The organism is Microbispora sp. H10830 (genome assembly GCF_014161375.1).
Taxonomy (GTDB): domain Bacteria; phylum Actinomycetota; class Actinomycetes; order Streptosporangiales; family Streptosporangiaceae; genus Microbispora; species Microbispora catharanthi.
In genome coordinates, this window is the sequence record NZ_JABBWX010000034.1 from 14,806 (window position 1) to 40,623 (window position 25,818).

The window sequence follows — 25,818 nt, forward strand, 5'->3', positions numbered from 1 at the left end:
CGATTATGGCGAGAAATGGGATGTCTGAAAGTTACATCGCATGGAAACGGGATGGCCGGCCGGACGGCTACCGGCATGCGTGAGCCGGGGGCGCGGCGTGGGTCGTCCCACGCCGCGCCCCCGGCCACGTCGTCCGACTGGTTCAGGTGCGTGCTGTCCGCCGATGGCGACGGCGAAGATGGGCATGGTCGCCGCCCCGTTCGCCGCCCCCGCGCCGATGTCGGGCAGGTCGACGCGGAAAATCCCTGTTCCGCAGAGCCACGCCCGCGTAGTAGACGGTGGCGGCGGTGTTCTGCCGCTGGTTGTCCGGCCGGTTCTGACAGGCGGCCACGTCGCCCGCGGCCTGGCCCTGGGCGGGGGTGACGGTGAACTCGACGGTGCGCTCCGCCCGGTCGTCCCCTCGCGCCGGTCGAACGTGGAATGACAGCGGTGGCGCCGCGCCTGCCGGTTCAGGACTGGTTGAACAGCGACAGTGTGAGGGTGGAGTGGTATTCCCCGGCGGCGACGTCGGTGGAGGTGCGCAGGGCGAGGTCGGCGTTGACCTTGGAGGTGCCGATCTCGTCGGCGGAGTTGGCGGTGGACACCAGCAGTTCCTGGCCCTTCAGGCCCACCTCGGGGGCGCCGGTGCCGTCGGAGACGACACTGGAGACCGGCTCACCGGCCGAGACCGCGCCGGTGGAGGAGTCGCTCAGCAGGCGCGGCTTCCAGCCCAGGTATTCGGGGCCGATGGTCTTGGCCGGGTCGCCGGTGGCGACGAACTGGCTGGCCTGGCCCACGACCGCCCAGAACTCCCCGGCGGGGATGTCTTCGGGCTTGCGGGTGTCGGTCACCGTGACCGTCGGCAGGGTGCCGGTGAACTGGCGGGCGGCGGCGTCGGAGCCGTTCTCCTGCAGGGACACCCCGTTGTTGTCGGCCACGGTCATCGACAGCTGGCCGGGGGTGGTGGTGGGGGTGATGTTCACCGACACGTCGATGCCGTTGCCGGTGCCGGGGTCGTCGGCGGCCGCGGCGGGGCCGGCCAGGCCGGCCCCGGCGAGCGCGAGGCCGAGCACGGACGCGGCCAGTGCCTGCGTGGTCCTGTTGATTTTCATGTTCGCTCCATTTATGGGGGGCGGGGCCGGCCGGCCCATCGTGATGAGGGGAGGGGCCGGCCGGCCCCGGTTGTGCTACGGCGGTGTCCCCGGTGGATGGACGGTGGCCACCGCCGATACGGTCAGCGGTCGACCGGGGACTCCCCCGATGTCGTCAGCAGCTGGCCGCGGTGTAGGCGACGTCGTAGGACGAGGTGACCTGCTTGCCGTCGATCGTCGCGGTGCCCTTCACGGTGACCTTGCCGGCGTCGATCTGGGCGGCCCGGGTGTTGAAGGACTGGTAGGCCTGCTTGCCCGGGGCCACGTCGGCCACGGTCTTGGACCCGAACGGGGTGGTCAGCGTGATCGTCGCCGGCACGTCGGAGTCGTTGACGGCGGTGACCGCCAGGTAGGCCGAGGTGCCGATGCAGCGGGTGGTGGCGGTGACGGTCAGCTTGACCTCCGGCGAGGGCGGCGTGACGGAATCGAGCGCGACCGCGAAGATGTGCATCGTCGCGACCCCGTTCGCCGCCCCCGCGCTGATGTTGGGCAGGTCGACGCGGGAAATCTCCTTGTTCTGCAGAGCCACGCCGGCGTAGTAGATGGTGGCGGCGGTGTTCTGCCGCTGGTTGTTCGGCCGGTTCTGGTAGGGGGCCACGACGGCGGCGTCGCCCTCCGGCCTCGGCGCGCCGTACCAGTCGGGCGAGCTGAGGGTGAAGGTCTGCCTCGTGCCGTCCTTGTAGACGATGGTGGCCGGGCCGGACACCGCACCGTAGGTGCCGGTCAGCAGGAAGCCGAGCGTCTTGCCCGTCCCGGTCACCTTGAGGGACTGCCCCGAGGCGATGGCGTTGTCGGGGGTGCCTACCGCGACGTTGGGCCACGTGAAGTTCAGCCCGTTCTTGGTGACGGTGGCCCCGGGGGTGACACCGACCGACGCCAGCCCCTGGGCGGAGATGCTGGCGCCGTTGCCGTCGAAGTTCCCGGGAGCGGTGTTGGTGTCGTCGGTGACGCCGACGTTGCTGAACAGCTCCTCCAGCGGCTTCTCCCCGCCGCCCCACACCTGCACCGTGGCCTTCGCGGACGCGGTCCAGTTCTCGCCCGCCTCGGTGCCGCTCAGCACGGCGGTGAGGACCGCGGTGCCGGCCGCCGCGCCGGAGGCGGGAGTGAGGGTGAACTCCACCGTGGCCGTCGCGTCCGGCGCCAGGGGCCCCACGTTGGCCTGAGCGGGGGTGACGGTCCACCCCTCCGGCGCCGTGAGGGCCACCGTCGCCGAGGCCAGCGACACCTCGACCGCCCGGACGGTGACCTTGGCCTTCGCCCCCTGACCCGGCGTGACCTCGGCGGGCGCGGCCACCGAGACCTTCTGCAGCGTGAACGCCCGGTAGGTGTGACCGGCCTGTGCAGTGATCTTGACGGCGTCGGGCTCGGTCTTCTCCACCTTGACCGTGCCGCCGGAGACGTCGAGGACCTTGTGGCGGCCGGTGAAGATGCCGCCGCGCACCTTGACGACACCGTCGCGGTCCGGCGTGATGAGGTACTCGTCGGCCTGCCCGTCGCTCCACGCGGCGCCGACGGTGTGGCCGCCGCGGCCCCGCAGGCCCTGCACCTTCCCGTTCCGCCATGCCTCCGGAAGCGCCGGCAGCACGTGCAGTTCGCCGGTGTGGCTCTGCAGCAGCATCTCGGCGATGCCGGAGGTGGCGCCGAAGTTGCCGTCGATCTGGAACGGCGGGTGCAGGTCGAACATGTTCGGGGCGAGCCTGGCCGGCGTCACGAGGAGGCGGACCAGGTCGTGCGCCCGCTTGCCCTCCTCCATCCGCGCCCAGTAGTTGATCTTCCAGGCCAGCGACCAGCCCGTGCCGTCGTCGCCGCGCAGTTCGAGGGTCCGCCGCGCCGCGTCGTACAGCTCCGGGGTGCCGCGCTTGGTGATCTGGTGGCTGGGGTGGAGGCCGTACAGGTGCGAGATGTGCCGGTGGGTCCGCTCGGTTTCCACCCAGTCGTACAGCCACTCCTGGATGTTGCCGCGCGAGCCGATCTTCATCGGAGGGAGCCGGTCCTTGGCGGCCAGGACCTGCGCACGGAAGCTCGCGTCCACGCCGAGAACCTCGCTGGCCTCCGCGCAGCCGTTGAACAGGTCGCGCAGGATCTGGTTGTCCATGGTGGGACCGGCGGCCACGCTGACATTCGAGTGGTGGGGGAGCTCGGGAGAGTTCGACGGGTTCGTGACCAGATACCCGAGCTTCGGCTCCTCCACGAGAGTGTCGAGGAAGAACTGCGCCGAGCCCTTCATCGCCGGGTAGTTCTTCCTCAGGAACTCGACGTCGCCGGTGAACAGGTAGTGGTCCCAGATCATGGTGGCCAGCCACGCGCCGCCGGTCTGCCACATGCCCCAGAGCGCACCGTCGACGACCGAGGTCGCCCGCCACGCGTCGGTGTTGTGGTGGGTGACCCAGCCGCCGGCGCCGTACTGGACCTCGGCCGTGCGGGCGCCGGTCACCGTGAGGTCCTGGATCATGCTGAACACCGGCTCGTAGCACTCCGACAGGTTCGTGGTGTCGGCGGGCCAGTAGTTCATGGGCAGGTTGGCGTTGATGGTGTACTTCGAGTCCCACGACGGGCTCAGGGAATCGTTCCAGATGCCCTGCAGGTTGGCCGGCTGGGTCCCGGGACGCGAGCAGCTGATCAGCAGGTAGCGGCCGAACTGGAAGAGCAGCGCGGAGAACTGCGGGTCGTCGACGGCCCCGTGCTGTGTGATCCGGACGTCGGTCGGCTGGTCGGCCGCGTCGGTGCGGTCCAGTTCGAGCGTCGTCCGCTTGAACAGGGCCTGGTAGTCGGCCACGTGCCGGCTGCGCAGCGTGTCGTAGGCCTTGCCTTGGGCGGCGTCGAGGTGCCGCTGCGCGATGCCCTGGTAGTCGCCGCCGACGTCCTTATAGTTCACGTAGCTGGAGCCGATGGAGATCAGCAGCGTCACGCTGTCGGCGGCGGACACTTGGAGCGTTCCGCCCGAACTGGTGACGGTGCCGCCCTCGGCGACGGCCTTGGCCAGCGCCAGGAACTTGACCTGGCCGGTGATGCCCTCGAAGTTGCCCGAGACGCCGTCGAGCCCCACCGTGGTGCTGTCCGGGCTGGTGAGCGTCGTCCGCTGGGGGCTGTCGAACGTCGCGCTGAACGTGATCGAGCCGGGCTTGTCGGCGGTCAGGCGAACGACGATGACCTGGTCCGGTGCGCTGGCGAACACCTCGCGCTTGTACCGTACGCCGTTCAGCAGGTAGTTGACGGACGTGACGGCGGTGGTGAGGTCGAGCTGGCGGTTGTACTCCGTGAACCCGCTGGTGCCGGGGAAGGTCAGCTTGATGTTGCCGACCGTCTGGTAGGCGAGCTGGCCCGCGGGCTTGCCCAGCATGTTCTGGTCGATCAGGGTCTGGGCCTGGCTCCACTGGTCCTCGAAGACCAGGCGCCGGATCTCCGGCAGCGCCGCCAGGCCCTTGGTGTTGCTCTGGTCGTACGGCCCGCCGCCCCAGACGGTGTCCTCGTTGAGCTGCAGGCGCTCGGCGTCGACGTTGCCGAACACCATGGCGCCGAGGCGCCCGTTGCCGATGGGGAGGGCGCGGAGCCAGTCCGTGCCGGCGCCCTTGTCGTACCAGAGCGCCATGTCGTTGGCGGCGCGTACCTCTGAGGGTGCCACCGATCCGGCTCGGGCGACCGCTGTCCATTGCATCGGCAGCATCAGAGCCCCGGCTCCGACCGTGCCGATCTTCATCAATTGCCTTCGCGTCAGATCTGGCATTCGCTCTCCAAGCGCACTGCGGCCTTGCCGGCGGCCGGCACCGCGCCAATGGGGCTGCGAACCCGACATCGAGGAGACTGGCGGGGTTCGGCGGGACCGGCTGCGTGACGAGGCTGTGTAGGGGGTGATGGCAAAGCTACAAAGATTTGATGTATCGGTCAACGATTCTTATAGAAACGCCCGAAAGGCGGTCATCTGGCCTCTCCATCCCCGGGAAACATCTAACCTTTGGCCTGTCCCTGTCCCCTGGCGCGCACTGATCCAGGTCGCGGTGGGCGGGCCGTGGGCGACGGGGGGAACCGGACGTCGCGGGCGGCTACGAGCGTGCGTCGCCCGCGCCACCATGCAGCAGGCCCACGCGGACGGGGGGCGGGGAAGGCCACACGCCGCCGGGTAGCGGTACGAGGCCGCGTCCTGTATCCGTAGAGCAGCACCAATTCCCCGACGAGCACGGGCGACGACGACGTGCGGGCAGGCCGCATCCGCTCCCTGGCTGCCCGTGGTGACGGGGAAATCCCCCGCTCCGGTCGGACTTTGGAAACCTACCTGCCATGTCACGCACAGACGATGTAGTGGACAGCATCAAGCGGATGATCCTCGACGGCGTCCTGCGGCCCGGCGACCGCCTGCCCGTCGAGAAGGACCTCGCCGAGTCGCTGGGCGTCTCGCGCGGGGCGTTGCGCGAAGGGGTCTCGGCGCTGTCGATCCTCGGGATCGTCAGCACCCGGCAGGGTGACGGGACGTACATCACGAACCTCGACGCGACGCAGTTGCTGGCTCCGATGGGCTTCGTCGTCGACTTGCACGGCCAGGGCGACCCGCGGCACGTGTACACCGTCCGGCGCCTGCTCGAGGCCGAAGCGGCACGGCTGGCCGCGACCAGGATCACCCACGAGGCGCTCTGCCAGACCAGGGACCTGCTCGGCGAGTCGGCCCGGATCGTCGGTCAGGCATCCCACGACCACGAGCGTCTCATCGAGATCGACATCGCCTTCCACCGCGTCATCGCCGCCCATACCGGCAACCCGGTCATGATCGGCCTGATCGAGGCGTTCGCCAGGCGCACCGTCCGCGGGCGGCTGTGGCGAAGCCTGCACGAGGAGGGTGCCGACCGGCGCACTCACGACGAGCACGTGGCGATCTGGGCGGCGCTCGCGGCGCGCGATCCCGAACGGGCGGGCATCCGGATGGCCAACCATCTCATCGGGGTCGAGGAGTCCCTGCACCGGTTGCCCGACGACGGCGACGCGCCGTCCGACCCAGTGGCCGACTGACCTCGGGCCGGGCGGGGGCCGACGTTGGGTGATATGCCGGGACATGGCGCGATGGCCGCGCTGATCACCTCACCGCATCCGGGTCGGCGCCGGACCACGAACGGCCGAGGTTCTCCCGCAGCCAGGTCTCCGTGGTGCTGACGTGCATGAGCGCGGCCGCCTGGGCGAGGGGGGCGTCGCCGGCCGCGAGTGCGCGGTAGATGGCGGCGTGCTCGGCGATCGTGCGGCCGGCCGCGTTCTCTTCGACGAGCCCGCGCCAGACGCGCGCCCGGAGGGTCCGGCTGGCGATGCCGCCGAGCAGTGCGGACAGGGACTTGTTGCCCGTCGCCTCGAACACGGCCCGGTGGAAGGCGTCGTCGTGATGGTTGAGCGCTTCGATGTCGTTCTGCGCCGCGATCATGGCGTTGAGATGCCGTTCGACGTCCGCGAGCTGGTCGGCGGTGATCCGGACGGCGGCAAGACCCGTCGCCACCGGCTCGAACAGGCGCCGCACCTCGGTGATCTCGAGCAGGTCGTCGCCCCGCATCATCTCGACGGCGAGGCCGACTCCTTCGAGCAGCAACTCCGGCGTAAGGCTCGTGACATAGGTGCCGTCGCCCCTGCGCACCTCCAGCACTCGTGTGGTGACGAGGGAGCGGACGGCCTCTCTGAGCAGGTTGCGGGACAGGCCCAGCTCGGCGGCCAACTCCTGTTCGGGAGGCAGCCGGGCGCCCGGGGGAAGGGTCCCGTCCTTGATGAGCTGCCTGATGCGTTCGATCGCCTGCTCGGTCAACGACATACCTGCATTTTGGTATGTCAGGACAGCGGACCTCCACACGGTCCCTCCGGGCGCACGGGAACGCTCTCAGAACCAGCCGCGCCTCTGCCGGATGCCGCGCCTTCAGCCGGGACAGACATGCGATGTGTCGTGGTCTCCCGGTCCGGCGGGGCCGGTCGATACGTCGGATCCCTTGCTGGTGGGGAGCCGCTCGAATAACGGAATATCACCATCCCTCCTCAAGGTCTGGACACTGGCGCGGTTTTGAGCATAGAAAGACATCCCATGTCCTGTCAGTGATTAGCCCGCTCACGGCGAGGCTCGCCCACGCTCCGCACAGCGGCGCGGGCGTCACCTGAGCGTGGCGCGGTCAGCTACGGCATGGCAGCCGTGGTGCTTCAGAAGGAGAGACGATGGAACGCAGACGGTTCGCGCTCGCCGCGGCCTTAGCCATATCGGGGTGCCTCGCCGCGGCCTGCGGCGGGAACAGCGGTACGGGGAACGACAACTCCGGCGGCGGGAACAACGCAGCGGCGAAGCCGGTCATCGGCGTCGACTACCCGCGTTCCGACACGGACTTCTGGAACTCCTACATCAGCTACGTGCCGAAGTTCGCCGGCGAGCTGGGTGCGGAGGTCAAGACCACCAACTCCCAGAACGACATCGCCAAGCTCACCTCCAACGTGCAGACCCTGATGGGTCAGGGCGTGAAGGGCGTGGTGATGGCGCCGCAGGACACCGCGGCGGTGGCGCCCACGCTGCAGCAGCTCGAGACCAAGAAGATCCCCGCCGTGCTGGTCGACACCCGGCCCGACACCGGGAACGCCTTCATGGTCGTGCGCGCGGACAACCGCGCGTACGGGGAGAAGGCCTGCAAGTTCCTGGGCGAGAAGCTCGGCGGCAAGGGCAAGGTGGTCATGCTGGAGGGCGACCTGGCCTCCATCAACGGCCGCGACCGCACCGAGGCGTTCAACGACTGCATGAAGCAGAACTACCCCGGCATCAAGGTCTTCGGCGAGGCGACCAACTGGGACGGCGCCGTGGCCTCGCAGAAGCTGTCCACGGTCCTGACCGCGAACCCGGACGTCAAGGGCGTCTACATGCAGTCGAGCTTCGCGCTCGCCGGCACGCTGCAGGTGCTCAAGCAGCGCGACCTCCTGGTGCCGCCGGACGACCCCAAGCACGTCTTCGTCGTCTCCAACGACGGCATTCCGCAGGAGCTCAAGGACATCGCCGCCGGGAACATCGACGCGACCGTCTCCCAGCCCGCGGACCTGTACGCCAAGTGGGCGCTGTCGTACGCCCAGGCCGCGATCGAGGGCAAGACCTTCCAGCCGGGCAAGACCGATCACGACAGCACCATCATCCAGGTGCGGCCGGGCCTGCTGGAGGACCAGCTGTCCGCGCCGCTCGTCACCGCCGACGGCGGCACCTACGGCGGCATCCCCAGCGTCAAGCACGACGACAAGTCGCTGTGGGGCAACAACCTGAGCTGAGAGGGCGTGGCAATGGAAGAGTTCGCGGGAGGGCCCGCGAGCCCTCCACCCGCCCGTGGCAGCGGGCCGGACCGTTCGGACCGGCCCGCGGTCGCGGAGGCGGAGCGCATCACCAAGAGGTACGGCGAGACGACGGCGCTGGACCGCGCCCACATAACGATCAGGCCTGGGGAGACGCACGCCCTGGTCGGCCGCAACGGCGCGGGCAAGTCGACCCTGGTCTCCATCCTGACGGGCCTGCAGGCGCCCGACGAGGGCGAGGTCCGCTTCGGCGGGACCCCCGCTCCGCGGCTGTCGGACCGCGACGCCTGGCGTGAGCGGGTCGCCTGCGTGTATCAGAAGTCCACGATCATCCCTGAGCTGACCGTGGCGGAGAACCTCTACCTGAACCGGCACGACCGCAACCGGTTCGGGCTGGTCGGCTGGAAGGGCCTGTGGCGTAAGGCGGCCGAGCAGCTGGAGGCCTGGTCGGTGGACGTCGACGTACGCCGGCCGGCCGGTGAGCTCGGGGTGGAGCAGCGGCAGTTCGTGGAGATCGCCCGGGCGCTGTCGTTCGGCGCGAGGTTCATCATCCTCGACGAGCCCACCGCCCAGCTCGACGGCGCGGCGATCGCCCGCCTCTTCGACCGGATGCGGGCGATGCGCGAGCAGGGAGTCACCTTCCTGTTCATCAGCCACCACCTGCAGGAGATCTACGAGATCTGCGACACGGTCACCGTCTACCGGGACGCCCGGCACATCCTCACCGCGCCGGTGGCGGATCTGCCGCAGGGCGAGCTGGTGGCGGCGATGACCGGTGAGGCCGCCGGCCTGCGCGAGCACGCCGTCCGCCCGCCGGTCCCGGCGGAGACCCCGGTGGTCCTCGACGTACGGGGACTGTCCGACGGCGACGTCTACCAGGACGTCGACCTTCAGGTCCGGGCCGGGGAGATCGTGGGGCTGGCGGGCCTGGGCGGCAGCGGGAAGACCGAGCTCGCCGAGACCGTCGTCGGGCTGCGGGCCCCCAAGGAGGGAACCCTGGAGGTGGCCGGGAGCCGCCCCCGCCCCGGAAGCGTGCCGGAGTCGCTGGCCGCCGGTGTGGGCTTCGTGCCTCGCGACCGCCACCATCAAGGGCTCGTCCCCCTGATGTCGATCGCGGACAACGCCACGATGACCGTGCCCGAGCGGCTCGGTCAGGCGGGCTTCGTCAGCGGCCGCCGCAAGGACGTGATGGCCCGCGAAATGATCAAAAACCTCGCGATCAAGACACCCGGCCCGGACCTCCCCGTTTCCGGGCTGTCCGGCGGCAACCAGCAGAAGGTCGTCATGGCTCGGGCCCTGGCGAACGATCCCCGGCTGCTCGTGCTGATCACGCCGACCGCCGGGGTCGACGTCCGGTCGAAGGAGTTCCTGCTCGGCAAGGTCGAGGAGATCGCCGACACCGGGACCGGCGTCGTGATCGCCTCCGATGAACTTGACGACCTGCGGCTGTGCAACCGGGTGCTGGTGATGTTCCACGGCCGCGTCGTCGCGGAACTGGCCGCCGGCTGGCACGACCACGAGATGGTGGCCGCCATGGAAGGAGTCGACCTCGATGCCTGAGACCACCGCCGCACACGCCGCGACGGGACAGCCACCGAGCCCGCCCGCGCCGGAAGAGGCCGCGGAAAGGCGCCGCCCGAAGATCCCCCTGGCGCGGCTGCGGGACTTCGCGCTCGTTCCCGCGGTCATCGTGATCGCGATCGTCGGGCAGATCGTCAACCCGATCTTCCTGCAGAGCGACAACCTGATCAACATCCTGCAGACGATGTCGGAGATCTCGCTCCTCGTCCTCGCGCAGACGCTCGTGCTGATCGCCGGCCGGATGGACCTGTCGCTGGAGTCGACCTTCGGGCTGGCGCCCGGCGTGGCCGCCTGGCTGACGGTCGCCAGCGGAACGGGGGCCGGGCTCGGGCTGCTGCCGGGAGCCTGGGGAATCCCCATCACCCTCGCGGTGGGGGTGCTGGTCGGGGTGGTGAACTCGCTGTTCATCGTCCGGTTCGGGCTCAACGGCTTCATCGTCACGCTGGGCATGCTCATCGTGCTGCGCGGCCTCCTCACCGGCATCTCCGGCGGGCAGACCTTCTTCAACCTCCCGCCGTCGATGACCTACTTCGGCTCCACGATGTGGCTCGGCGTGCCCGCCTCGATCTGGATCTGCCTGCTGCTGTTCGCGGCCGGCATCGTGGTCATGGGCTTCACCCGGTTCGGCCGGGCGCTGTATGCGATCGGCGGCAACGTCGACGCCGCCAGGGCGGCCGGAATCCGCACCGACCGGGTGCTGTGGATCACGCTGATCTCCGCCAGCCTGCTGGCCGCGATCGGCGGTCTCCTGCTGACGGGCCGGCTCGCCTCCGTCGCCGCCGCTCAGGGCGACGGCGCGATCTTCACGGTGTTCGCCGCCGCCGTCATCGGCGGAGTCAGCCTCAACGGCGGCAAGGGCACCGTGTTCGGCGCGTTCACCGGCATCCTGCTGCTCTACATGATCCAGAACGTCCTCACCCTCGCGGGCGTCCCCGCGCAGTGGATCCAGGCGCTCAACGGGGCGATCATCCTCACCGCGCTCGCGATCTCCCGCCTCACCGGCGGCAAGTCGCAGGAATGACGAGAAGGGGAGGCCGATTCCCGCGCCGGTCTCCCCCGCTCATCACCGCGTACGGGTCCGGGGGCGATGCTCCCAGTACTCCAGCCGTAGATCGTGATCTTGTGAGTGGGGGCGCCGCTGATTTGGCGCGGCCACCATTGACCATCTCGACGAGACCGGCCGCGCCATCGGCGGCGTCCATCCCTCTCTGCCTACTTGAGTCCACCGAGACGAAGGGCATCCTCGATCTCGCTGAGCTTCGCGGACGGCCGGACGCCCGCCTGCCCGATCATGATCATCGTGAGCTGTGTGGACACACGAAGATCATGCGGTGGCCGCAGTTCACAGCGTAGACCCGGCCCGGTGGCAGGAGGCGTTCGAGGGTCTGATGGGCCGGATAGCGGCGAGGTTCGCGCGGGTCGAACCACGCCTTCGGGCGCGGGACTTCGTGCGCGGGCTGCTGGCGGACCTGCCGCGGAAGAACTGCTGGACAATCGCCGAGTGGGCCGGGGAGGCGAGTCCTGATGGCATGCAGCACCTGCTGGGCCGGGCCAAGTGGGATGCCGATGCGGTACGCGATGACGTACGGGAGTACGTGGTGGAGCATCTGCACGACCCAGATGCGGTCCTGGTCGTCGACGAGACCGGGGACGTGAAGAAGGGCACGCACACCGTCGGGGTGCAGCGCCAGTACACCGGCACCGCCGGCAGGATCCCGCAGATTGCGCAGCGCCTCGATCCGGCCGTCACGCTGTTTGGGTGTACCGGTCCGTTGTCCGGCCAGGGCCGCCGGGGAACTGCTCGCTGCCCTGTGCCCGTCCGACCATGTCGATGACGGCCGCGGTGTGGCGTGGCACGCACCAGCCGGGCAACGCGGACAAGACGGTGATGGGGCCTCTGGCCAGGCTCCTATGAAGTCACAACGCCACGTCCGGTGACGTGCACATACGCAGACGCGAAACGGCCGGGTGATTCCCGCTTCGCCTGAAGGCGGGGATCACCCGGCCTTCCGGTTCAGGCCGGGGAGCGCGTCATGAGGGGAGCAACGGCAGCAGCGCGTTGAGGCGCCCGGACGCGAAACCGGACAGGTCCAGCGAACAGAAGGTGAAGCCCGCGCCGCGGACCGCGGCGTCGACGCGCTCACGCAGCTCGCACGCCCGCGGGATTTCAGTGTGCGGGACCTCGACCCGGGCGAGTGTGCCGCCGGCGTGGGCGCGCACGCGGCACACCGGGAAGCCGAGCTCGCGCAGCGCGCCCTCGGCGGTCTCGATCCTGCGCAGAACCTCCGGCGTGACCGGGTCGCCGTAGCTCACCCGCGAGGCCAGGCAGGGCGCGGCGGGCTTGTCCGCGGTGACCAGGCCGAGCTGCCGGCTGACCGCGCGGACGTCGGCCTTGGTGAGCCCGGCCTCCACCAGCGGTGCGATGGCCCCGCGCTCGGCCGCGGCCCGCTGCCCGGGGCGGTGGTCGCCGAGGTCGTCGAGGTTGGTGCCGAGCGCGATCCGGGCGCCCATGGCGGCCGCCAGCGGCGTGAGCGCGTCGAACAGCGCCGACTTGCAGTGGTAGCAGCGGTCGGCGCCGTTGGCGGCGTACTCGGGCCTGTCGGCCTCGTCCGTGCACACCTCCAGATGGGCCAGGCCGTGGGCTCGTGCGAAGTCACGTGCCGTGGCCCGCTCGGAGGCGGCCAGACTGGGCGAGACGGCGGTGACGGCCAGTGCGCGCCTGCCGAGCACCCTCGCGGCGGCGAAGGCGAGCAACGCGGAGTCGGCGCCGCCGGAGTAGGCGACGACGACCGCGTCCTCACGGCGCAGCCGGGCCATCAGCCGGTCCACGGCGTCGCTCACCGCGCCCGCCGCGCCCGCCGCACTCGCCCGGCCGGCGTCCGCCGTCTTCTCTCCCTCGGAAGCGGGACGATCAGCCACGGGCGGCCTCGCCCACGAAGACGCGCGAGCCGGTGAGGCTCTCCTCGACACCGAGGACGTGCAGGGCGGCGTGGAGCCTGGCCCGATCGGAGTCCCGCGCCAGCAGAGCCCGTTGGACGGCCCGGTGCTCCCGGAGGGTGCGGTGAACGGCCTCGGGATCGCTCATGCCCCGCCAGACGCGCGCTCGTACGGTGCGGCCGGACATGTTCTGGATGACGGCGGCGAGGACGGCGTTGCCGCAATGGGAGGCGATGAGGGCGTGGAAGTCCTGGTCGAGAGCGACCAGTTTCTCGTGGTCGACAGGATCGCAGGCGGCGACCGTCTCGGCCTCGTCGAGCAGATCGCCCAGGCGGCCGAGATCGGCGTCAGGAATGCGCGTGGCCGCCAGCGCCGTCGCCTCCGCCTCCAGAATCCTGCGTACGTGCAGGAACTCCCCCGCCCCGGCGTCCAGGTGTATGTCGGCGACGAAACTCATCCCGTCGAGCAGCAGGTCGGGAGAGAGGCTGGTGACGTAGGTGCCGTCACCCTGCCGCGTCTGCAGGATCCGCATGGCGACCAGCGCGCGCACCGCCTCGCGCAGCGTGTTCCGGGCGACACCGAGCTGTTCGGCCAGATTCTTCTCGACGGGGAGCTTCTGCCCCGGGCGCAGCTCCCCATCGATGATCATCTGTTTGATGGTGTCGATCGCCGTCTCGATGGCGCCCACGTCAGCCTCCCCATTGGTGGCCATCAGGGTAGCGGTACGCGTCGATCGACTCGGAGTGCATACGAGCGCTGTAACCGGGCTTCTCAGGCAGCAGGTAGCGGCCGCGCTCGATGCGGACGGGATCGGTGAAGTGCTCGTGCAGGTGGTCGACGTATTCCAGGACGCGGCCCTCCAGGCTGCCGCTCACGCACACGTAGTCGACGACGGCCATGTGCTGGACCAGCTCGCACAGGCCGACGCCGCCGGCGTGGGGGCAGACGGGCACGCCGAACTTGGCGGCCATGAGCAGGACCGGGACGATCTCGTTGACCGACGCGAGCCGGCAGGAGTCGATCTGACAGAAGTCGATCGCGCCCGCCTGCAGAAGCTGCTTGAACATGACGCGGTTGTGGCAGTGTTCGCCGGTGGCGACGCCGACGGGGGCGATCGCCTTGCGGATGGCGGCGTGGCCGAGCACGTCGTCGGGGCTGGTCGGCTCCTCGATCCACAGCGGCTCGTACGGCGCGAGCCGGTTGACCCACTCGATGGCCTGGGGCACATCCCACACCTGGTTGGCGTCGATCATCAGGACGCGGTCGCCGAGCTCCTCCCGCGCGATCGACAGGCGCCGGATGTCGTCCTCGACGTTCGCGCCGACCTTGAGCTTGACGTGCGTCCAGCCGTCGGCGACGGCCTCACGGAGAAGGTGGCGCAGTTTGCCGTCGTCGTAGCCGAGCCAGCCCGGAGAAGTGTTGTAGGCGGGATAGCCGTGTTCGGTCAGCTCGGCGATCCGTTCCCCGCGTGTGGGGGCGAGCCGGGCCAGCATCTCGACGGCCTCGGCAGGGGTGAGCACGTCGGACAGGTAACGGAAGTCGCAGGCCGCGACCAGCTCCTCAGGCGTCATGTCGGCGACGAAGCGCCAGAGGGGTTTGCCGGCCCGGCGGGCCGCCAGGTCCCACGCCGCGTTGAGAACGCCCGCGGCGGACAGGTGCACCACGCCCTTCTCCGGCCCGAGCCAGCGCATCTGGCTGTCGGCCATGATCTCGCGGTAGAGACCGCCGAGGTCGCCGGCCAGCTCGTCCACGTCGCGTCCGGCCAGCCGCGCCCCGATCTGCCGGGCGGCGGCCACGCACAGGTCGTTGCCCCGCCCGATCGTGAACGTCAGACCGTGCCCCGCCAGGTCGCCATCGTCGGTCTCCAGCACCACGTACGCCGCGGAGTAGTCGCCGTCCGGGTTCATGGCGTCCGAGCCGTCGAGCGTCGCGGAGGTCGGGAACCTGATGTCGATCACGTTCACAGAGGTGATCGTCGGCATGGGCGAACTCCAATTGATCCGATGAATGTGATTGGAACAGTAGGGTCACACTGGAAGAAGGTCAAGGCAAGTCGGCAGATATCCCATCAAAGGCTTTACTTCAACCCGATGAATCTGGCAGGCTCGGCACGGCACATGGCCCTGTGAACCAGCGGAGAGGCCAAGATCGTGAAGCTGTTGCGAGTGGGTCCCGTGGGCGAGGAGCGACCCTGCGTGCTCGCGCCCGACGGGCGGGTGTTCGACTTGTCGTCGTTGACGGCCGACATCGACGGCGCGTTCCTTTCCGGAGGAGGCGTCGAGCGGGTGCGGTCGGCTCTGGCGGAGGGCGGGCTGCCGGAGGCGGGGCCGTATGAGCGGGTGGGTGCGCCGGTCGCCCGGCCCGGGAAGATCATTTGTATCGGGCTGAACTATTCCGATCACGCGGAGGAGACGGGCGCGGCGATCCCGGCCGAGCCGGTGGTGTTCATGAAGGCGTCGAACACGCTGGTCGGCCCCGATGACGAGGTGCTGGTGCCGCGCCGGAGCGTGAAAACCGACTACGAGGTCGAACTGGCCGTGATCCTGGGCCGTACGGCGCGATACCTGGAATCCCCGGAGGCGGCGGCGGAGGTGATCGCGGGGTATGCGATCGCCAACGATGTGTCGGAGCGGGAGTTCCAGAACGAGCGCGGCGGCCAGTGGGACAAGGGCAAGTCGTGTGAGACGTTCAATCCGCTGGGTCCGTGGCTGGTGACGGCCGATGAGGTCGGCGATCCGCAGGCGCTGGGGTTGCGGCTGTGGGTGAACGGGGAGCTGCGGCAGAACGGGAACACCAAGAACCAGATCTTCGGGGTGCATCACGTGATCTGGTATCTCAGCCAGTTCATGGTGCTGGAGGCCGGTGACCTGGTGAACACCGGCACTCCTGCGGGGGTGGCGCTGGGCCGTGGCCCGCAGGCCTACCTGCGGGAGGGCCATGTGGTGGAGTTGGAGATCGACGGCCTGGGCCGCCAGCGCCAGCGCATGGGACAGGCATGAGCGCAGAGTTTGACGGCCTGGTGGCGATCGTCACCGGCGGGGCCTCGGGCATCGGCCGGGCGGTCGCCGAGGAGCTGACCGCCCGCGGCGCCCGCGTCGCCGTCCTGGACCTGAAGGACACCGAGTTCGTCTGCGACGTGACCGACGACGTCTCTGTACGTGCGGCTGTCACGGCGGTGGCGGAGGCGTACGGCCGCATCGACGTGCTGGTGAACAACGCGGGCATCGGTGCGCAGGGCACGGTGGCCGACAACGACGACGCCGAGTGGCTGCGGGTGTTCGACGTGAACGTGGTGGGGGTCGCCCGGGTGACCCGGGCCGCGCTGCCCCACCTGCGCCGGTCTCCGCACGGTGCGATCGTCAACACCTGCTCGATCGCCGCGACGGCGGGCCTGCAGCAGCGGGCGCTGTATTCGGCGTCCAAGGGGGCGGTGCTCGCGCTGACCCGCGCGATGGCGGCCGACCACGTCCGCGAGGGCATTCGGGTCAACTGCGTCACGCCCGGCACCGTGGACACCCCCTGGGTCGGCCGGCTGCTGGACGCCGCCCCCGATCCGCAGGCCGAGCGGGCGGCGCTGTCCGCCCGCCAGCCGCACGGCCGCCTGGTGACGCCGGAGGAGGTCGCCCACGCGGTGGCCTATCTGGCGAGCCCGGCGTCGGGCTCGACGGTCGGCATCGAGCTGGCCGTGGACGGCGGGATGGCCGGCCTGCGCCTGAGGCCGGTGTCGTCGTGAGATTCGCACTGGGGCCGTACGGGCTCGGCACGGCGCCGCTGGGCGGCCTGTTCGCGCCGGTGAGCGAGGAAGAGGCCGAGCAGGTGCTGGCCGCCGCGTGGCAGGCGGGGATCCGCTACTTCGACACCGCGCCGCACTACGGCAGCGGGCTGGCCGAGGAGCGTCTCGGGCGGTTCCTGCGCGGCCTGCCGGAAGCCGCCGCCGAGGCGGTCGTCTCCACGAAGGTGGGCCGCGTTCTCGTCCCTGGCGAGGGCGAGGAGGAGGGGTTCCCCGGCCGCACCGGTTTCGTGCGGGTGCGGGACTACAGCCGCGACGGCGTGCTGCGCTCGCTGGACGACAGCCTGCACCGGACCGGGCTCGACCACTTCGACCTGGTGTTCATCCACGACCCGGACGACCACTGGGAGCAGGCCGCCGGCCAGGCGTATCCGGCGCTGGCCGAGCTGCGCGACCAGGGGGTGATCGGCGCGATCGGCGCCGGGATGAACCAGGCCGAGATGCTGACCCGGTTCGTCCGCGAGACCGACCTGGACGCCGTCCTGGTCGCGGGACGCTACACGCTGCTCGACCGCTCCGCCGCCGAACAGCTGCTGCCCGAATGCGAACGGCGCGGTGTCGCCGTCGTCGCAGGCGGAGTGTTCAACAGCGGGATCCTCGCCGGCGGCACCACCTACGACTACGACGCCGCCCCGCCCGCCGTGCTGGAACGGGCACGCGAACTGGACCGGATCTGCGCCTCCCACGGCGTGCCGCTGCCCGCCGCGGCCCTGCGCTTCCCCCACCGGCACCCGGCCGTCACCACGGTCCTGATCGGCGCACGCAGCGCGGAGGAGATCGTCGAGGATCTGGCGCTTGCGGCGGCCGACATCCCGGACGGGCTCTGGGAGGAACTGAACCATGCGGGTTGACCTCGCCTACGGCACCGGCGGCCTGGTCGTAGAGCTGCCGGACGACCGGACCACGGTCATCGCGCCGGTCGCCCGGCCCGCCGTGCCGGACGAGGCCGCCGAACTACGGCGGGCCCTGCGCGAACCCGTCGCGGGCCCGCCGCTGCGCGAGCGGGTGCGCCCCGGCCAGACGGTGGCGATCTCCGCCTGCGACGGTACGAGACCCCAGCCGCGGCACCTGATGATCCCGGCGATCCTGGCCGAACTGGACGGGATCGTCGACCTGGGCGACGTCGTGATCCTGGTGGCCACCGGCACCCACCGCGGCAACACCGACACCGAACTGCGCGCGATGTTCGGCGACCAGGTCGTGGACGCCGTACGGATCGTCAACCACGACGCGCGCGACGCGTCGTCGCTGAGGTGGATGGGCCGCCACGGCAAGGACGTACCGGTCTGGCTCAACCGGGAGTGGACCGACGCCGACGTACGCATCACGACCGGCTTCGTCGAGCCGCACTTCTTCGCCGGGTTCTCCGGCGGCCCCAAGCTGGTCGCGCCCGGCCTCGCCGCACTGGAGACCGTGCTCACCCTGCACGACGCGGCCCGCATCGGCGACCCCCGGGCCACCTGGGGTGTCATCCAGGGCAATCCCGTCCACGACGACGTCCGCGCCATCGCCGCCGCGACCGGCGTCACCTTCGCCCTCGACGTCGTGCTCAACCGCGAGCAGAAGATCGTGCACGCGTTCGGCGGCGATCTGCTGCCGATGCACGCCGCCGCCACGGCCGCCGCCCGCGCCGCCGCGATGCGCCCGGTTCGCGAACCCTTCGACGTGGTGGTGACGACGAACGCGGGCTTCCCGCTCGACCAGAACCTGTACCAGTCGGTGAAGGGGATGAGCGCCGCCGCCCAGGTCGTCAAACCCGGCGGGACCATCATCTGCGCCGCCGAGTGCCGGGACGGCTTTCCCGACCACGGCTCCTACCGGGACGTGCTCACCTCCGCCGCCTCTCCGGAGGCGCTGTTCGAGGAGATCTCCCGCCGCACCGAGACCGTGCCCGACCAGTGGCAGGTCCAGATCCAGGCCCGCATCCAGCGGCACGCCAACGTGATCATGCACACGTCGTATCTGGGCGACGCCGACCTTGCCGCCGCCCACCTGGAGCAGACCGGTGACATCGCCGCCACGGTCCGCGCCCTGCCCGGACGGGTCTGCGTCCTGCCGGAAGGCCCTATGACGATCCCCTACCTCGCGGAAGAGTGACCGTGCTCCGCTACCCCCTGATCCACCCGCCGCTGCTGTCCGCGCTCGCGGCCACCGGTCACGGATCGCGCGTTCTGCTCGCCGACGCCAACTACGCCCACGCCACCAATGTGCGGATCGGCGCCCCGGTGATCCATCTCAACCTGCGGCCCGGGCTTGTCCGGGTGGACGACGTCCTGGAGGTTCTCGTGGACGCCGTACCGCTGGAGTCGGTCCATTCGATGCGTCCAGACGAGGGCGGCGAGCCCGAGGTGCTGGCCCGCTACCGGCAGTTGCTCGGCCCGGGCCTGCCCGTCGAGGCCATGGACCGGCTCGACTTCTATGAGGCCGCGAAACAGCCGGACGTCGCGTTCGCCGTCGCGACCGGCGACGACCGGCTTTACGCGAATCTCCTGCTGACCGTCGGATATATCGTCCCGACATGAGCAAGTCGCTGGATCTGGGGTATGCGCGCGTCGACCTGGACCGGGAGACGCGCCAGGGGCTGCCCGAAGTGGTGTACGGCCCGGGCAAGCGGGTGAACGAGATCGCCGGGATCGTCACCGCTCTGCTCGGCCGGAACACCGGGCCGGTTCTCGTGACGCGGGTCGAACCCGGCACGGCCGCCGCGGTGCGCGAGCTCGTCTCCGGCGGTGCGTACGACCCGGACGCCCGGCTGCTGGTCTGGCGGCCGGCGCGGCCGGTCGAGCACACGGTGGCCGTGGTCACGGCGGGGACGGCGGACGGCCCCGTCGCGGCCGAGGCGGCGGCCGTCGCCTCCGCGCTCGGCCTGCGGACCGTCGTGGTCAGGGACGTCGGGGTGGCCGGGCTGCACCGCGTGCTCGCCGCCGCCGACGACCTGCGCGCGGCCGACAGCGTGATCGTCGTCGCCGGCATGGAGGGCGCACTGGCCAGCGTCGTCGGCGGTCTCGTCGAGACGCCCGTGATCGCGGTGCCCACCTCCACCGGATACGGCGCCGCGCTGGAGGGCGTGACGGCCCTGCTGGCCATGCTGACCTCCTGCGCCGCCGGGCTGACCGTGGTGAACATCGACTCCGGCTTCGGCGCCGCCCTCGCGGCCTACCGCCTCACGAGGAGGACGTCCCGGTGATCCTCTACCTCAACCCCTTCACCGGACTCGCGGGCGACATGCTGCTCGGCGCGCTGCTCGACGCCGGGGCCTCGCTCGACGCCGTACGGCAGGCGGTCGCCGCGACCGGGCTCACCGGCTGGCGGCTCGACGCCGAGAGGGTGCGCACCGGAGCGCTGACCGCCACCCGCGTGCGGATCGAGGTCGACGACGACGCCACCGAGCGCCCGGCCGCGCAACTGATCGCGATGGCGGCCCGGACCGGCCTGACCATGGCGGAGGCGGCGCTGACCGCGATCGCCGAGGTGGAGGGCGCGCTGCACGGCGTGCCGGCCGCCGACGTCCACCTGCACGAACTCGGCGGGCACGACACCCTCATCGACATCGTCGGATGCGCGGCGGCGCTGCGCGATCTCCGGGTGACACGTGTGCACTCCGCGCCGCTGCCCCTGGGCGGCGGCACGGTGCACACCCGCCACGGCGTGCTGCCCGTCCCGGCTCCCGCCACGCTCGCTCTGCTGAAGGGCGCACGGGTGCGGGGCGGGGAGGCGGGAGAGGCGGTCACGCCGACGGGGGCGGCCCTGCTGCGCGCCGCGGGCACGGCGTACGGCCCGGCACCGGAGATGGCCCTGCGCGCCACGGGGTACGGCGCGGGCGGCCGCGTGCTGCCCGACCGGCCCAACGTGACCGTGGCCATGCTCGGAGAGCCGGTGGCCGAGACCGGCACCCAGATCGTCCTGTCGACGAACCTCGACGACGTGACCGGGGAGGTCCTCGGGCACGTCATCGAGCGAGCCCTCGCGGCGGGCGCGGCGGACGCCTGGATCACGCCCGCCGTCATGAAGAAGGGACGCCCCGCGCACGTCCTGCACGTCCTCACGCCCCTTGAGCTTGCCGACGACCTGCAGAACCTGGTCTTCGCCGAGACGGGGAGCCTGGGGCTGCGACGCGGCGCGGTGGAGAAGGTCGCCCTGCCCCGGCACTTCGAGACCGTGCGCCTGCACGGCCGGGACGTCCGGATCAAGCACGGGCCGTGGGGGGTCAAACCCGAGTACGACGACCTGGCCGCCCTGGCCGAGGCCACCGGCAGACCCTTACAGGAACTGGCACGAGAGGCTTTCGACGCGCTGTGACTTCCACTGTGACCTCCACTGTGACCTCCGCTGCGACTTCCCCCGCGGCTCCGAGCGTGACCCGCATCGACGCCCACCACCACCTGTGGGACCTCTCCCGGCGCCCGCAGACGTGGCTGGATCCCCCGGAGATGGCTCCCATCCGCCGCGACTTCACCCTTGCCGACTACGCCTCCGCCGCGGCCGGAACGGACATCGGCCGCTCCGTGCTCGTGCAGGTGCTGGGCGACGCGGAGGAGACGCGCGAGTTCCTGGCGCTGGCGGCGCGGTCACGGACCGTCGCCGCGGTGGTCGGATGGGCCGACCTGACCCGGCCCGATCTCGCCGACGAGCTCACCGCCCTGGCCGCCTCGCCCGGTGGCGCCCTGTTGCACGGGATCCGCCACCTGGTGCAGGGCGAATCCGACCCGCGCTGGCTGGCCCGCGACGACGTGCGCCGCGGGCTGCGGCAGGTCGCGGCGGCCGGACTCGCCTACGACCTGCTCGTCCTGCCGCACCAGCTGCCCGCCGCGATCGAGACCGTACGCGCCGTGCCCGAGCTGACCTTCGTCCTCGACCACCTCGCGAAACCGCCGATCGCGTCCGGAGAGCTCGACCCCTGGGCGGGTCTCATCCGTGAGCTCGCGGCGGAGCCCAACGTGACGGCCAAACTCTCCGGCCTGATCACCGAGGCGGCGTGGGACGACTGGAACGCCGCCGCGCTGCGCCCGTACGTCGACGTGGCGCTCGACGCGTTCGGTCCGTCTCGTCTCATGTTCGGCTCCGACTGGCCGGTCTGTCTCCTCGCCGGCTCCCTGCCCCTCTGGACCGAGACGGTCTCGGCGCTGCTCACGGATGCCGGGCTGACGGCCGCCGAGCGCGAGGCCGTCTTCCGCGACACGGCGACACGGGTCTACCGCCTGGAGGGGTGAGCCCCCCGGGGAGCCGGAGACCGGCACCAAGGCGACACGACCTCCGGGCCACGGCGGCCGGGTGAGCGCGGTCGGCAGGCGACCGTATGCGTCGGCATGTGTCGGCACTTCCTTGTGTTAGTCATCCTATGAAACAAGGGCGCAGCGCATGTGAGGATGCGCGGCATGTCCGAGGGGTACGGCCGGACATGTACGTTTCACGAGTCCCGCATCCGCGGCCCCGGGTCTACCGGCGACCGCGACCAGGCGTCCCAGAGTGGCCTCCCGAGCGCGCGGCACGCTCGAAGAACTGGATCTACCAGGAATGATGCCGCCCGCCAAGGTCCGCGGCCACCTCTCGCCACTGGGCACGCCGACCGCGCGTCCCGTGCCACCGCTTGGCTGTGAGCCGGTTGGCGACTTGACGGCGAACAGGGCTCTTCGTACTGTCCGCCTACGAAGACGTCCTATGTCTAGGACGGACGATTCTCCGGATTTGGAAAGGCGCTCGACGTCGCCGCCGGGTCGGCGACGGCCCCTCCCGTGAATCCGCCCCCTGGAGGACCAACAGCATGCGACTCAAACTCCATCGGTTACGCATGGCACTCGCGGCCGTGGCCGGCGTCGGCGTCGGCGCCGCCCTCATCGGTGTCCCGTCCGCCCATGCCGCCGCCGGTTGTCAGGTCACCTACACCGTGACCAACCAGTGGCCAGGTGGTTTCGGCACCAATGTGAGCGTTAACAACCTGGGCGACCCCGTCAACGGCTGGAAGCTGACCTGGTCGTTCGGCGGCGGGCAGACGATCAGCCAGTTGTGGAACGGCAGCTACACCCAGTCGGGCGCGCAGGTCACGGTGAGCGACGCGGGCTACAACGCGTCCATACCGACCGGCGGCAGCACGAGCTTCGGCTTCAACGGCACGTTGAGCGGCTCGGCCAACCCGGTGCCGACGGACTTCGTTCTCAACGGCACCCCCTGCACGGGCACCGTCACCACCAGCCCCTCCCCCAGCGCCTCCGCCAGCCCCTCGCCCAGCCCCTCGCCCAGCCCGTCGGTCAGCCCCTCGCCCAGCCCGTCGGTCAGCCCCTCGCCCAGCCCGTCGGTGTCGCCGAGCGGAAACTCGACGGCGTGGCAGAACGGGAAGTTCGTGGTGGACGTCCCGAACGTGGTGCGCCGGTCGAACATCGTGCTCAGCAAGGCCAACACCAGCTCCACCCAGTTCGTCCCGCTGGGCAACGGCACCCTCGGCGCCCCCGCTTGGGGCGGAGGCGGGTTCACCGCGCAGCTCAACCGCAACGACACCTTCCCCGACCGCAAGTCGCCGGGCCAGGTCGTGATCCCCGGGCTGAGCAGGCTCACCGGGGCGTCGGACTTCAAGGGCTACTTCGACCTGTACGACGGGACGCTGTACGAGTCCGGCGGCGGCATGACGCTGAAGGCCTACGTACGGGCCGACACCTCTCAGCTGGTGGTGGACGTCACCGGCGCCGACCCCAACAGCTCGCAGACCGCGCAGGTGAAGCTGTGGAGCCCACGCAACCCCAGGGCCGAGGCGTCGGGATCGGTGGCGACGCTGTCGGAGTCCTGGACCGACGGCGGGACGTGGGCCTCCGGCCAGACGTTCGGCACCATGGCGGGCGTCAGCGCGGGCGGGCGCAACGTGCGGGCGTCCAATCCCGACTCGCGGACCGCGCAGGTGAGTTTCCAGCCCAACAGCGACGGGTCGTTCCGGGTGATCGTGGTGTCCCCCGGCTGGAAGGGCGGCAACGCGCTGACCACGGCGACCGGCCTGCTGGGCACCGATCTCACCCGCGGCTCGGCGGACCTGGCCGCGAGCACCCTGTCGTGGTGGCACGACTACTGGAACTCGGTCGGCCTCATCAAGATCACTTCTGGTGACGGGTCGGGCGAGTACTTCGAGAACATGCGGACGCTGTACCTGTACGCGATCGCCGCGAGCAACCGCGACACCCTGCCGGGCACCCAGGCCGGTGAGGCCAATCTGTTCAACGTCGGCCAGGACACCCAGCCCTGGTACCCGGCCGGATACTGGTTCTGGAACCTGCGGATGATGATCCAGGCCAACCTGTCGGCCGGGGCGTTCTCGCTGAACACGCCGATGTTCACCCTCTACCGCACCAACCTGTCCAACATCGCCGCCTGGACGGCCGCGCGCTACCCGGGCCACGAGGGCATCTGTGTGCCGGAGACCATGCGCTTCAACGGCAACGGCAGTTGGTATTCGGGCAACGAGTCCTGTGACTCGACCATCGCCCCCTCCTACAACTCCCAGACCGTCACCTCCGGCGCGGAGATCGGCCTGTGGATCTGGCAGACCTACCTGGCCACCGACGACCGTGCGTTCCTGTCGGCGAACTACCCGGTCATGCGGGACTCGGCCAAGTTCCTGCTGTCGCACGCCAAGGCGGGATCCGACGGCCTGCTGCACACGCACTCCAACGCCCACGAGACGCAGTGGTCGATCAACGACCCGATCACCGACGTGGCCGCGATGCAGGCGCTGTTCCCGGTGACGGTGCAGGCGGCCCAGACCCTCGGCGTCGACTCCGACCTGGTCGGCCGCCTGCAGACGGCGATCCCGAAGATCCGGCCGCTGCCCCGCACCGACTTCGGTCAGACCCAGGTGCTGAGCCCGTCCTCCGACTCCGCCGGGAACGACATGCTCGCCCTGTCGGCGCAGCCCACCGCCGCCAAGCACAACGTCGAGAACCTCGGCCTGGAGCCGGTGTGGCCGTACAACCTCATCGGCGACAGCGGCAACCAGTCCGACCTGGCCAAGCGCACCTTCAGCCACCGCAGCTACATCACCGAGACCGACTGGAGCTTCGACGCGCTGCACGCCGCCCGGCTCGGCCTGGGCAACGACATGCGCACCGCGCTGATCGCCAACGTCAACAAGTACCAGGTCTTCCCCAACGGGTTCGCCAGCTGGGATCCCAGTAAGCTGACCAACCCCTACCTGGAGCAGTTGGGCGTCACCGCCGCCGCCCTCACCGAGGGCCTGGTGCAGGACTACGACGGCACCCTGCGCATCGCCCCCGGCTGGCCGAGCACCTGGAACGCCGACGGCACCGTCTACATCCAGCACAAGGGCAAGGCCCACGTCCAGATCCGCAACGGCGCCCTGGTCACCGTCGCCGTCGAGGCCGGCGCCGACGGCACCGTCACCGTCCGCAACCCCTGGCCCGGTCAGAACGTCACCGTCGTGAACGGCGGCGGCACCACCGTGCTGGCGAACCAGACCGGCGCCACCATCGCCATCCCCGCACAGGCCGGCACCTCCTACCTCATCCAGCGGGCCTCCAACCCCACCACGTCCCTCCCCTACTGGCCCGTCGGCGGCAGCCCCGCCACCACGGCCAAGCACCTCGGCAGCCGCAGCATCGGAATCTGATCCAAGAGTCGGTCACCCCTGCCGGCGAGCGACTCTCGGGACCCGGGTGGGCGCGATGCCGCCCACCCGGCGCCGAGCCCCGAGGCCGGGACCCCCATGAAGTCGGCAAGGAGGCGGCGGCAGCCGCCTCCTTGTCGACTTCCCGTAGCCGCAGCTACCCCGGGCCGCAAGCAACCGCAGGTGTACGGCACCAAGTGCCTGGACGCCGAGGCCGGCCACGCCCGCTTCCGCGGCGACCTCGACTGCGACCGCGGCGACGAGTGGTGGATCGGGAACAGGCCAAGGCCCGCAACCGACGGCCCTCGGGATCGGCGTATCCGTCCCCGAGGGCCGTCGGCGTCGGTGGTGTCAGGTCGGTGGTGTCAGGTCGGCGGCGTCAGGGGGTGGTGAGGTCGAAGCGGTTGACGGTGACCGCGCCGCCCAGGGACTGGGTGGCGTAGTTGAAGATGGCGAAGCGGTAGCCCATGAAGAACTGCCAGGCGTTGCCCATGGTGAAGGCCGGT

20 protein-coding genes and 1 pseudogene are annotated in these 25,818 nt (G+C 70.5%); 15 read left to right on the plus strand and 6 right to left on the minus strand.

What is annotated here, in order from left to right; translation table 11 throughout:
• Positions 1 to 163: 163 nt before the first annotated feature.
• Entirely contained in the window at positions 164 to 424 is a 261-nt protein-coding gene (locus tag HHX35_RS41745) for a hypothetical protein (protein ID WP_182904133.1), read from the plus strand.
• A gap of 25 nt (positions 425 to 449) precedes the next feature.
• Here HHX35_RS41745 and HHX35_RS41750 read toward each other — a convergent pair whose 3' ends face one another.
• Together HHX35_RS41750 and HHX35_RS41755 are read right to left on the minus strand one after the other, a co-directional pair.
• Positions 450 to 1,091 carry a hypothetical protein gene (locus HHX35_RS41750; RefSeq protein ID WP_182904134.1) on the minus strand — a complete coding sequence of 214 codons (642 nt, stop codon included), beginning with the start codon at positions 1,089 to 1,091 and terminating at the stop codon, positions 450 to 452.
• 154 nt (positions 1,092 to 1,245) lie between these two features.
• Positions 1,246 to 4,752 carry a glycosyl hydrolase family 95 catalytic domain-containing protein gene (locus HHX35_RS41755; protein ID WP_310739675.1) on the minus strand — a complete coding sequence of 1,169 codons (3,507 nt, stop codon included), beginning with the start codon at positions 4,750 to 4,752 and terminating at the stop codon, positions 1,246 to 1,248.
• A 653-nt stretch (positions 4,753 to 5,405) separates the two neighbouring features.
• Here HHX35_RS41755 and HHX35_RS41760 point away from each other — a divergent pair.
• Positions 5,406 to 6,128 carry a FadR/GntR family transcriptional regulator gene (locus tag HHX35_RS41760; protein WP_182904136.1) on the plus strand — a complete coding sequence of 241 codons (723 nt, stop codon included), beginning with the start codon at positions 5,406 to 5,408 and terminating at the stop codon, positions 6,126 to 6,128.
• Positions 6,129 to 6,192: 64 nt separating this feature from the next.
• Here the strand turns inward: HHX35_RS41760 and HHX35_RS41765 are convergent, their stop codons facing one another.
• On the minus strand, positions 6,193 to 6,906 hold the full coding sequence (locus HHX35_RS41765; protein WP_182904137.1) for a FadR/GntR family transcriptional regulator: 714 nt from the start codon (positions 6,904 to 6,906) through the stop codon (positions 6,193 to 6,195).
• 392 nt (positions 6,907 to 7,298) lie between these two features.
• Between HHX35_RS41765 and HHX35_RS41770 the strand changes: the two genes are divergently transcribed.
• The 4 genes and pseudogenes from HHX35_RS41770 to HHX35_RS41785 form a co-directional block, all read left to right on the plus strand.
• Positions 7,299 to 8,381: a sugar ABC transporter substrate-binding protein gene (locus HHX35_RS41770; RefSeq protein ID WP_182904138.1), complete on the plus strand. Its 1,083-nt coding sequence runs from the start codon at positions 7,299 to 7,301 to the stop codon at positions 8,379 to 8,381.
• Between the two features lie 12 nt (positions 8,382 to 8,393).
• Positions 8,394 to 9,962 (plus strand): sugar ABC transporter ATP-binding protein, encoded by a 1,569-nt coding sequence (locus HHX35_RS41775; RefSeq protein ID WP_182904139.1) that lies wholly within the window; start codon positions 8,394 to 8,396, stop codon positions 9,960 to 9,962.
• The gene (locus HHX35_RS41780) at positions 9,955 to 11,004 is read left to right on the plus strand and encodes an ABC transporter permease (RefSeq protein ID WP_182904140.1); all 1,050 of its coding nucleotides are present in this window, start codon (positions 9,955 to 9,957) and stop codon (positions 11,002 to 11,004) included. Before HHX35_RS41775 ends, HHX35_RS41780 begins: the two co-directional genes overlap by 8 nt.
• Before the next feature lie 367 nt (positions 11,005 to 11,371).
• Positions 11,372 to 11,698: pseudogene (locus tag HHX35_RS41785) on the plus strand (transposase); the annotation flags it as partial.
• A gap of 316 nt (positions 11,699 to 12,014) precedes the next feature.
• Here the strand turns inward: HHX35_RS41785 and larE are convergent.
• From larE to HHX35_RS41800, 3 genes are read right to left on the minus strand one after another with little or no spacing between them, the layout of a single operon-like run.
• Positions 12,015 to 12,902 (minus strand): ATP-dependent sacrificial sulfur transferase LarE, encoded by an 888-nt coding sequence (gene larE, locus HHX35_RS41790; RefSeq protein ID WP_220506523.1) that lies wholly within the window; start codon positions 12,900 to 12,902, stop codon positions 12,015 to 12,017.
• Entirely contained in the window at positions 12,895 to 13,608 is a 714-nt protein-coding gene (locus HHX35_RS41795; RefSeq protein WP_182904141.1) for an FCD domain-containing protein, read from the minus strand. Before HHX35_RS41795 ends, larE begins: the two co-directional genes overlap by 8 nt.
• 1 nt (position 13,609) lies before the next feature.
• Positions 13,610 to 14,902 carry an L-fuconate dehydratase gene (locus HHX35_RS41800; RefSeq protein WP_182904142.1) on the minus strand — a complete coding sequence of 431 codons (1,293 nt, stop codon included), beginning with the start codon at positions 14,900 to 14,902 and terminating at the stop codon, positions 13,610 to 13,612.
• Positions 14,903 to 15,070: 168 nt separating this feature from the next.
• On the opposite strand from HHX35_RS41800, the gene HHX35_RS41805 reads away from it, so the two are divergent.
• From HHX35_RS41805 to HHX35_RS42970, 9 genes are all read left to right on the plus strand, one after another.
• Complete coding sequence (locus tag HHX35_RS41805) at positions 15,071 to 15,919, plus strand: fumarylacetoacetate hydrolase family protein (RefSeq protein WP_182904143.1); 849 nt, start codon at positions 15,071 to 15,073, stop codon at positions 15,917 to 15,919.
• Positions 15,916 to 16,653, plus strand: coding sequence for an SDR family NAD(P)-dependent oxidoreductase (locus HHX35_RS41810; RefSeq protein WP_182904144.1), 738 nt, complete (start codon positions 15,916 to 15,918; stop codon positions 16,651 to 16,653). The genes HHX35_RS41805 and HHX35_RS41810 overlap by 4 nt, the downstream gene beginning before the upstream one ends.
• On the plus strand, positions 16,650 to 17,561 hold the full coding sequence (locus HHX35_RS41815) for an aldo/keto reductase (RefSeq protein WP_182904145.1): 912 nt from the start codon (positions 16,650 to 16,652) through the stop codon (positions 17,559 to 17,561). Before HHX35_RS41810 ends, HHX35_RS41815 begins: the two co-directional genes overlap by 4 nt.
• The gene (gene larA, locus HHX35_RS41820; protein WP_182904146.1) at positions 17,551 to 18,807 is read left to right on the plus strand and encodes a nickel-dependent lactate racemase; all 1,257 of its coding nucleotides are present in this window, start codon (positions 17,551 to 17,553) and stop codon (positions 18,805 to 18,807) included. Before HHX35_RS41815 ends, larA begins: the two co-directional genes overlap by 11 nt.
• 2 nt (positions 18,808 to 18,809) lie before the next feature.
• Positions 18,810 to 19,232 carry an RbsD/FucU family protein gene (locus HHX35_RS41825; RefSeq protein ID WP_182904147.1) on the plus strand — a complete coding sequence of 141 codons (423 nt, stop codon included), beginning with the start codon at positions 18,810 to 18,812 and terminating at the stop codon, positions 19,230 to 19,232.
• Positions 19,229 to 19,897, plus strand: coding sequence for a nickel pincer cofactor biosynthesis protein LarB (gene larB / locus HHX35_RS41830; RefSeq protein WP_182904148.1), 669 nt, complete (start codon positions 19,229 to 19,231; stop codon positions 19,895 to 19,897). The genes HHX35_RS41825 and larB overlap by 4 nt, the downstream gene beginning before the upstream one ends.
• On the plus strand, positions 19,894 to 21,009 hold the full coding sequence (gene larC / locus HHX35_RS41835) for a nickel pincer cofactor biosynthesis protein LarC (protein ID WP_182904149.1): 1,116 nt from the start codon (positions 19,894 to 19,896) through the stop codon (positions 21,007 to 21,009). Before larB ends, larC begins: the two co-directional genes overlap by 4 nt.
• A 56-nt stretch (positions 21,010 to 21,065) precedes the next feature.
• Positions 21,066 to 21,920 carry an amidohydrolase gene (locus HHX35_RS41840; RefSeq protein WP_182904150.1) on the plus strand — a complete coding sequence of 285 codons (855 nt, stop codon included), beginning with the start codon at positions 21,066 to 21,068 and terminating at the stop codon, positions 21,918 to 21,920.
• A gap of 551 nt (positions 21,921 to 22,471) precedes the next feature.
• A complete protein-coding gene (locus tag HHX35_RS42970; protein ID WP_220506525.1) occupies positions 22,472 to 25,315 on the plus strand; it encodes a cellulose-binding domain-containing protein in 2,844 nt (947 codons plus the stop codon).
• The last annotated feature ends 503 nt before the right edge of the window (positions 25,316 to 25,818 follow it).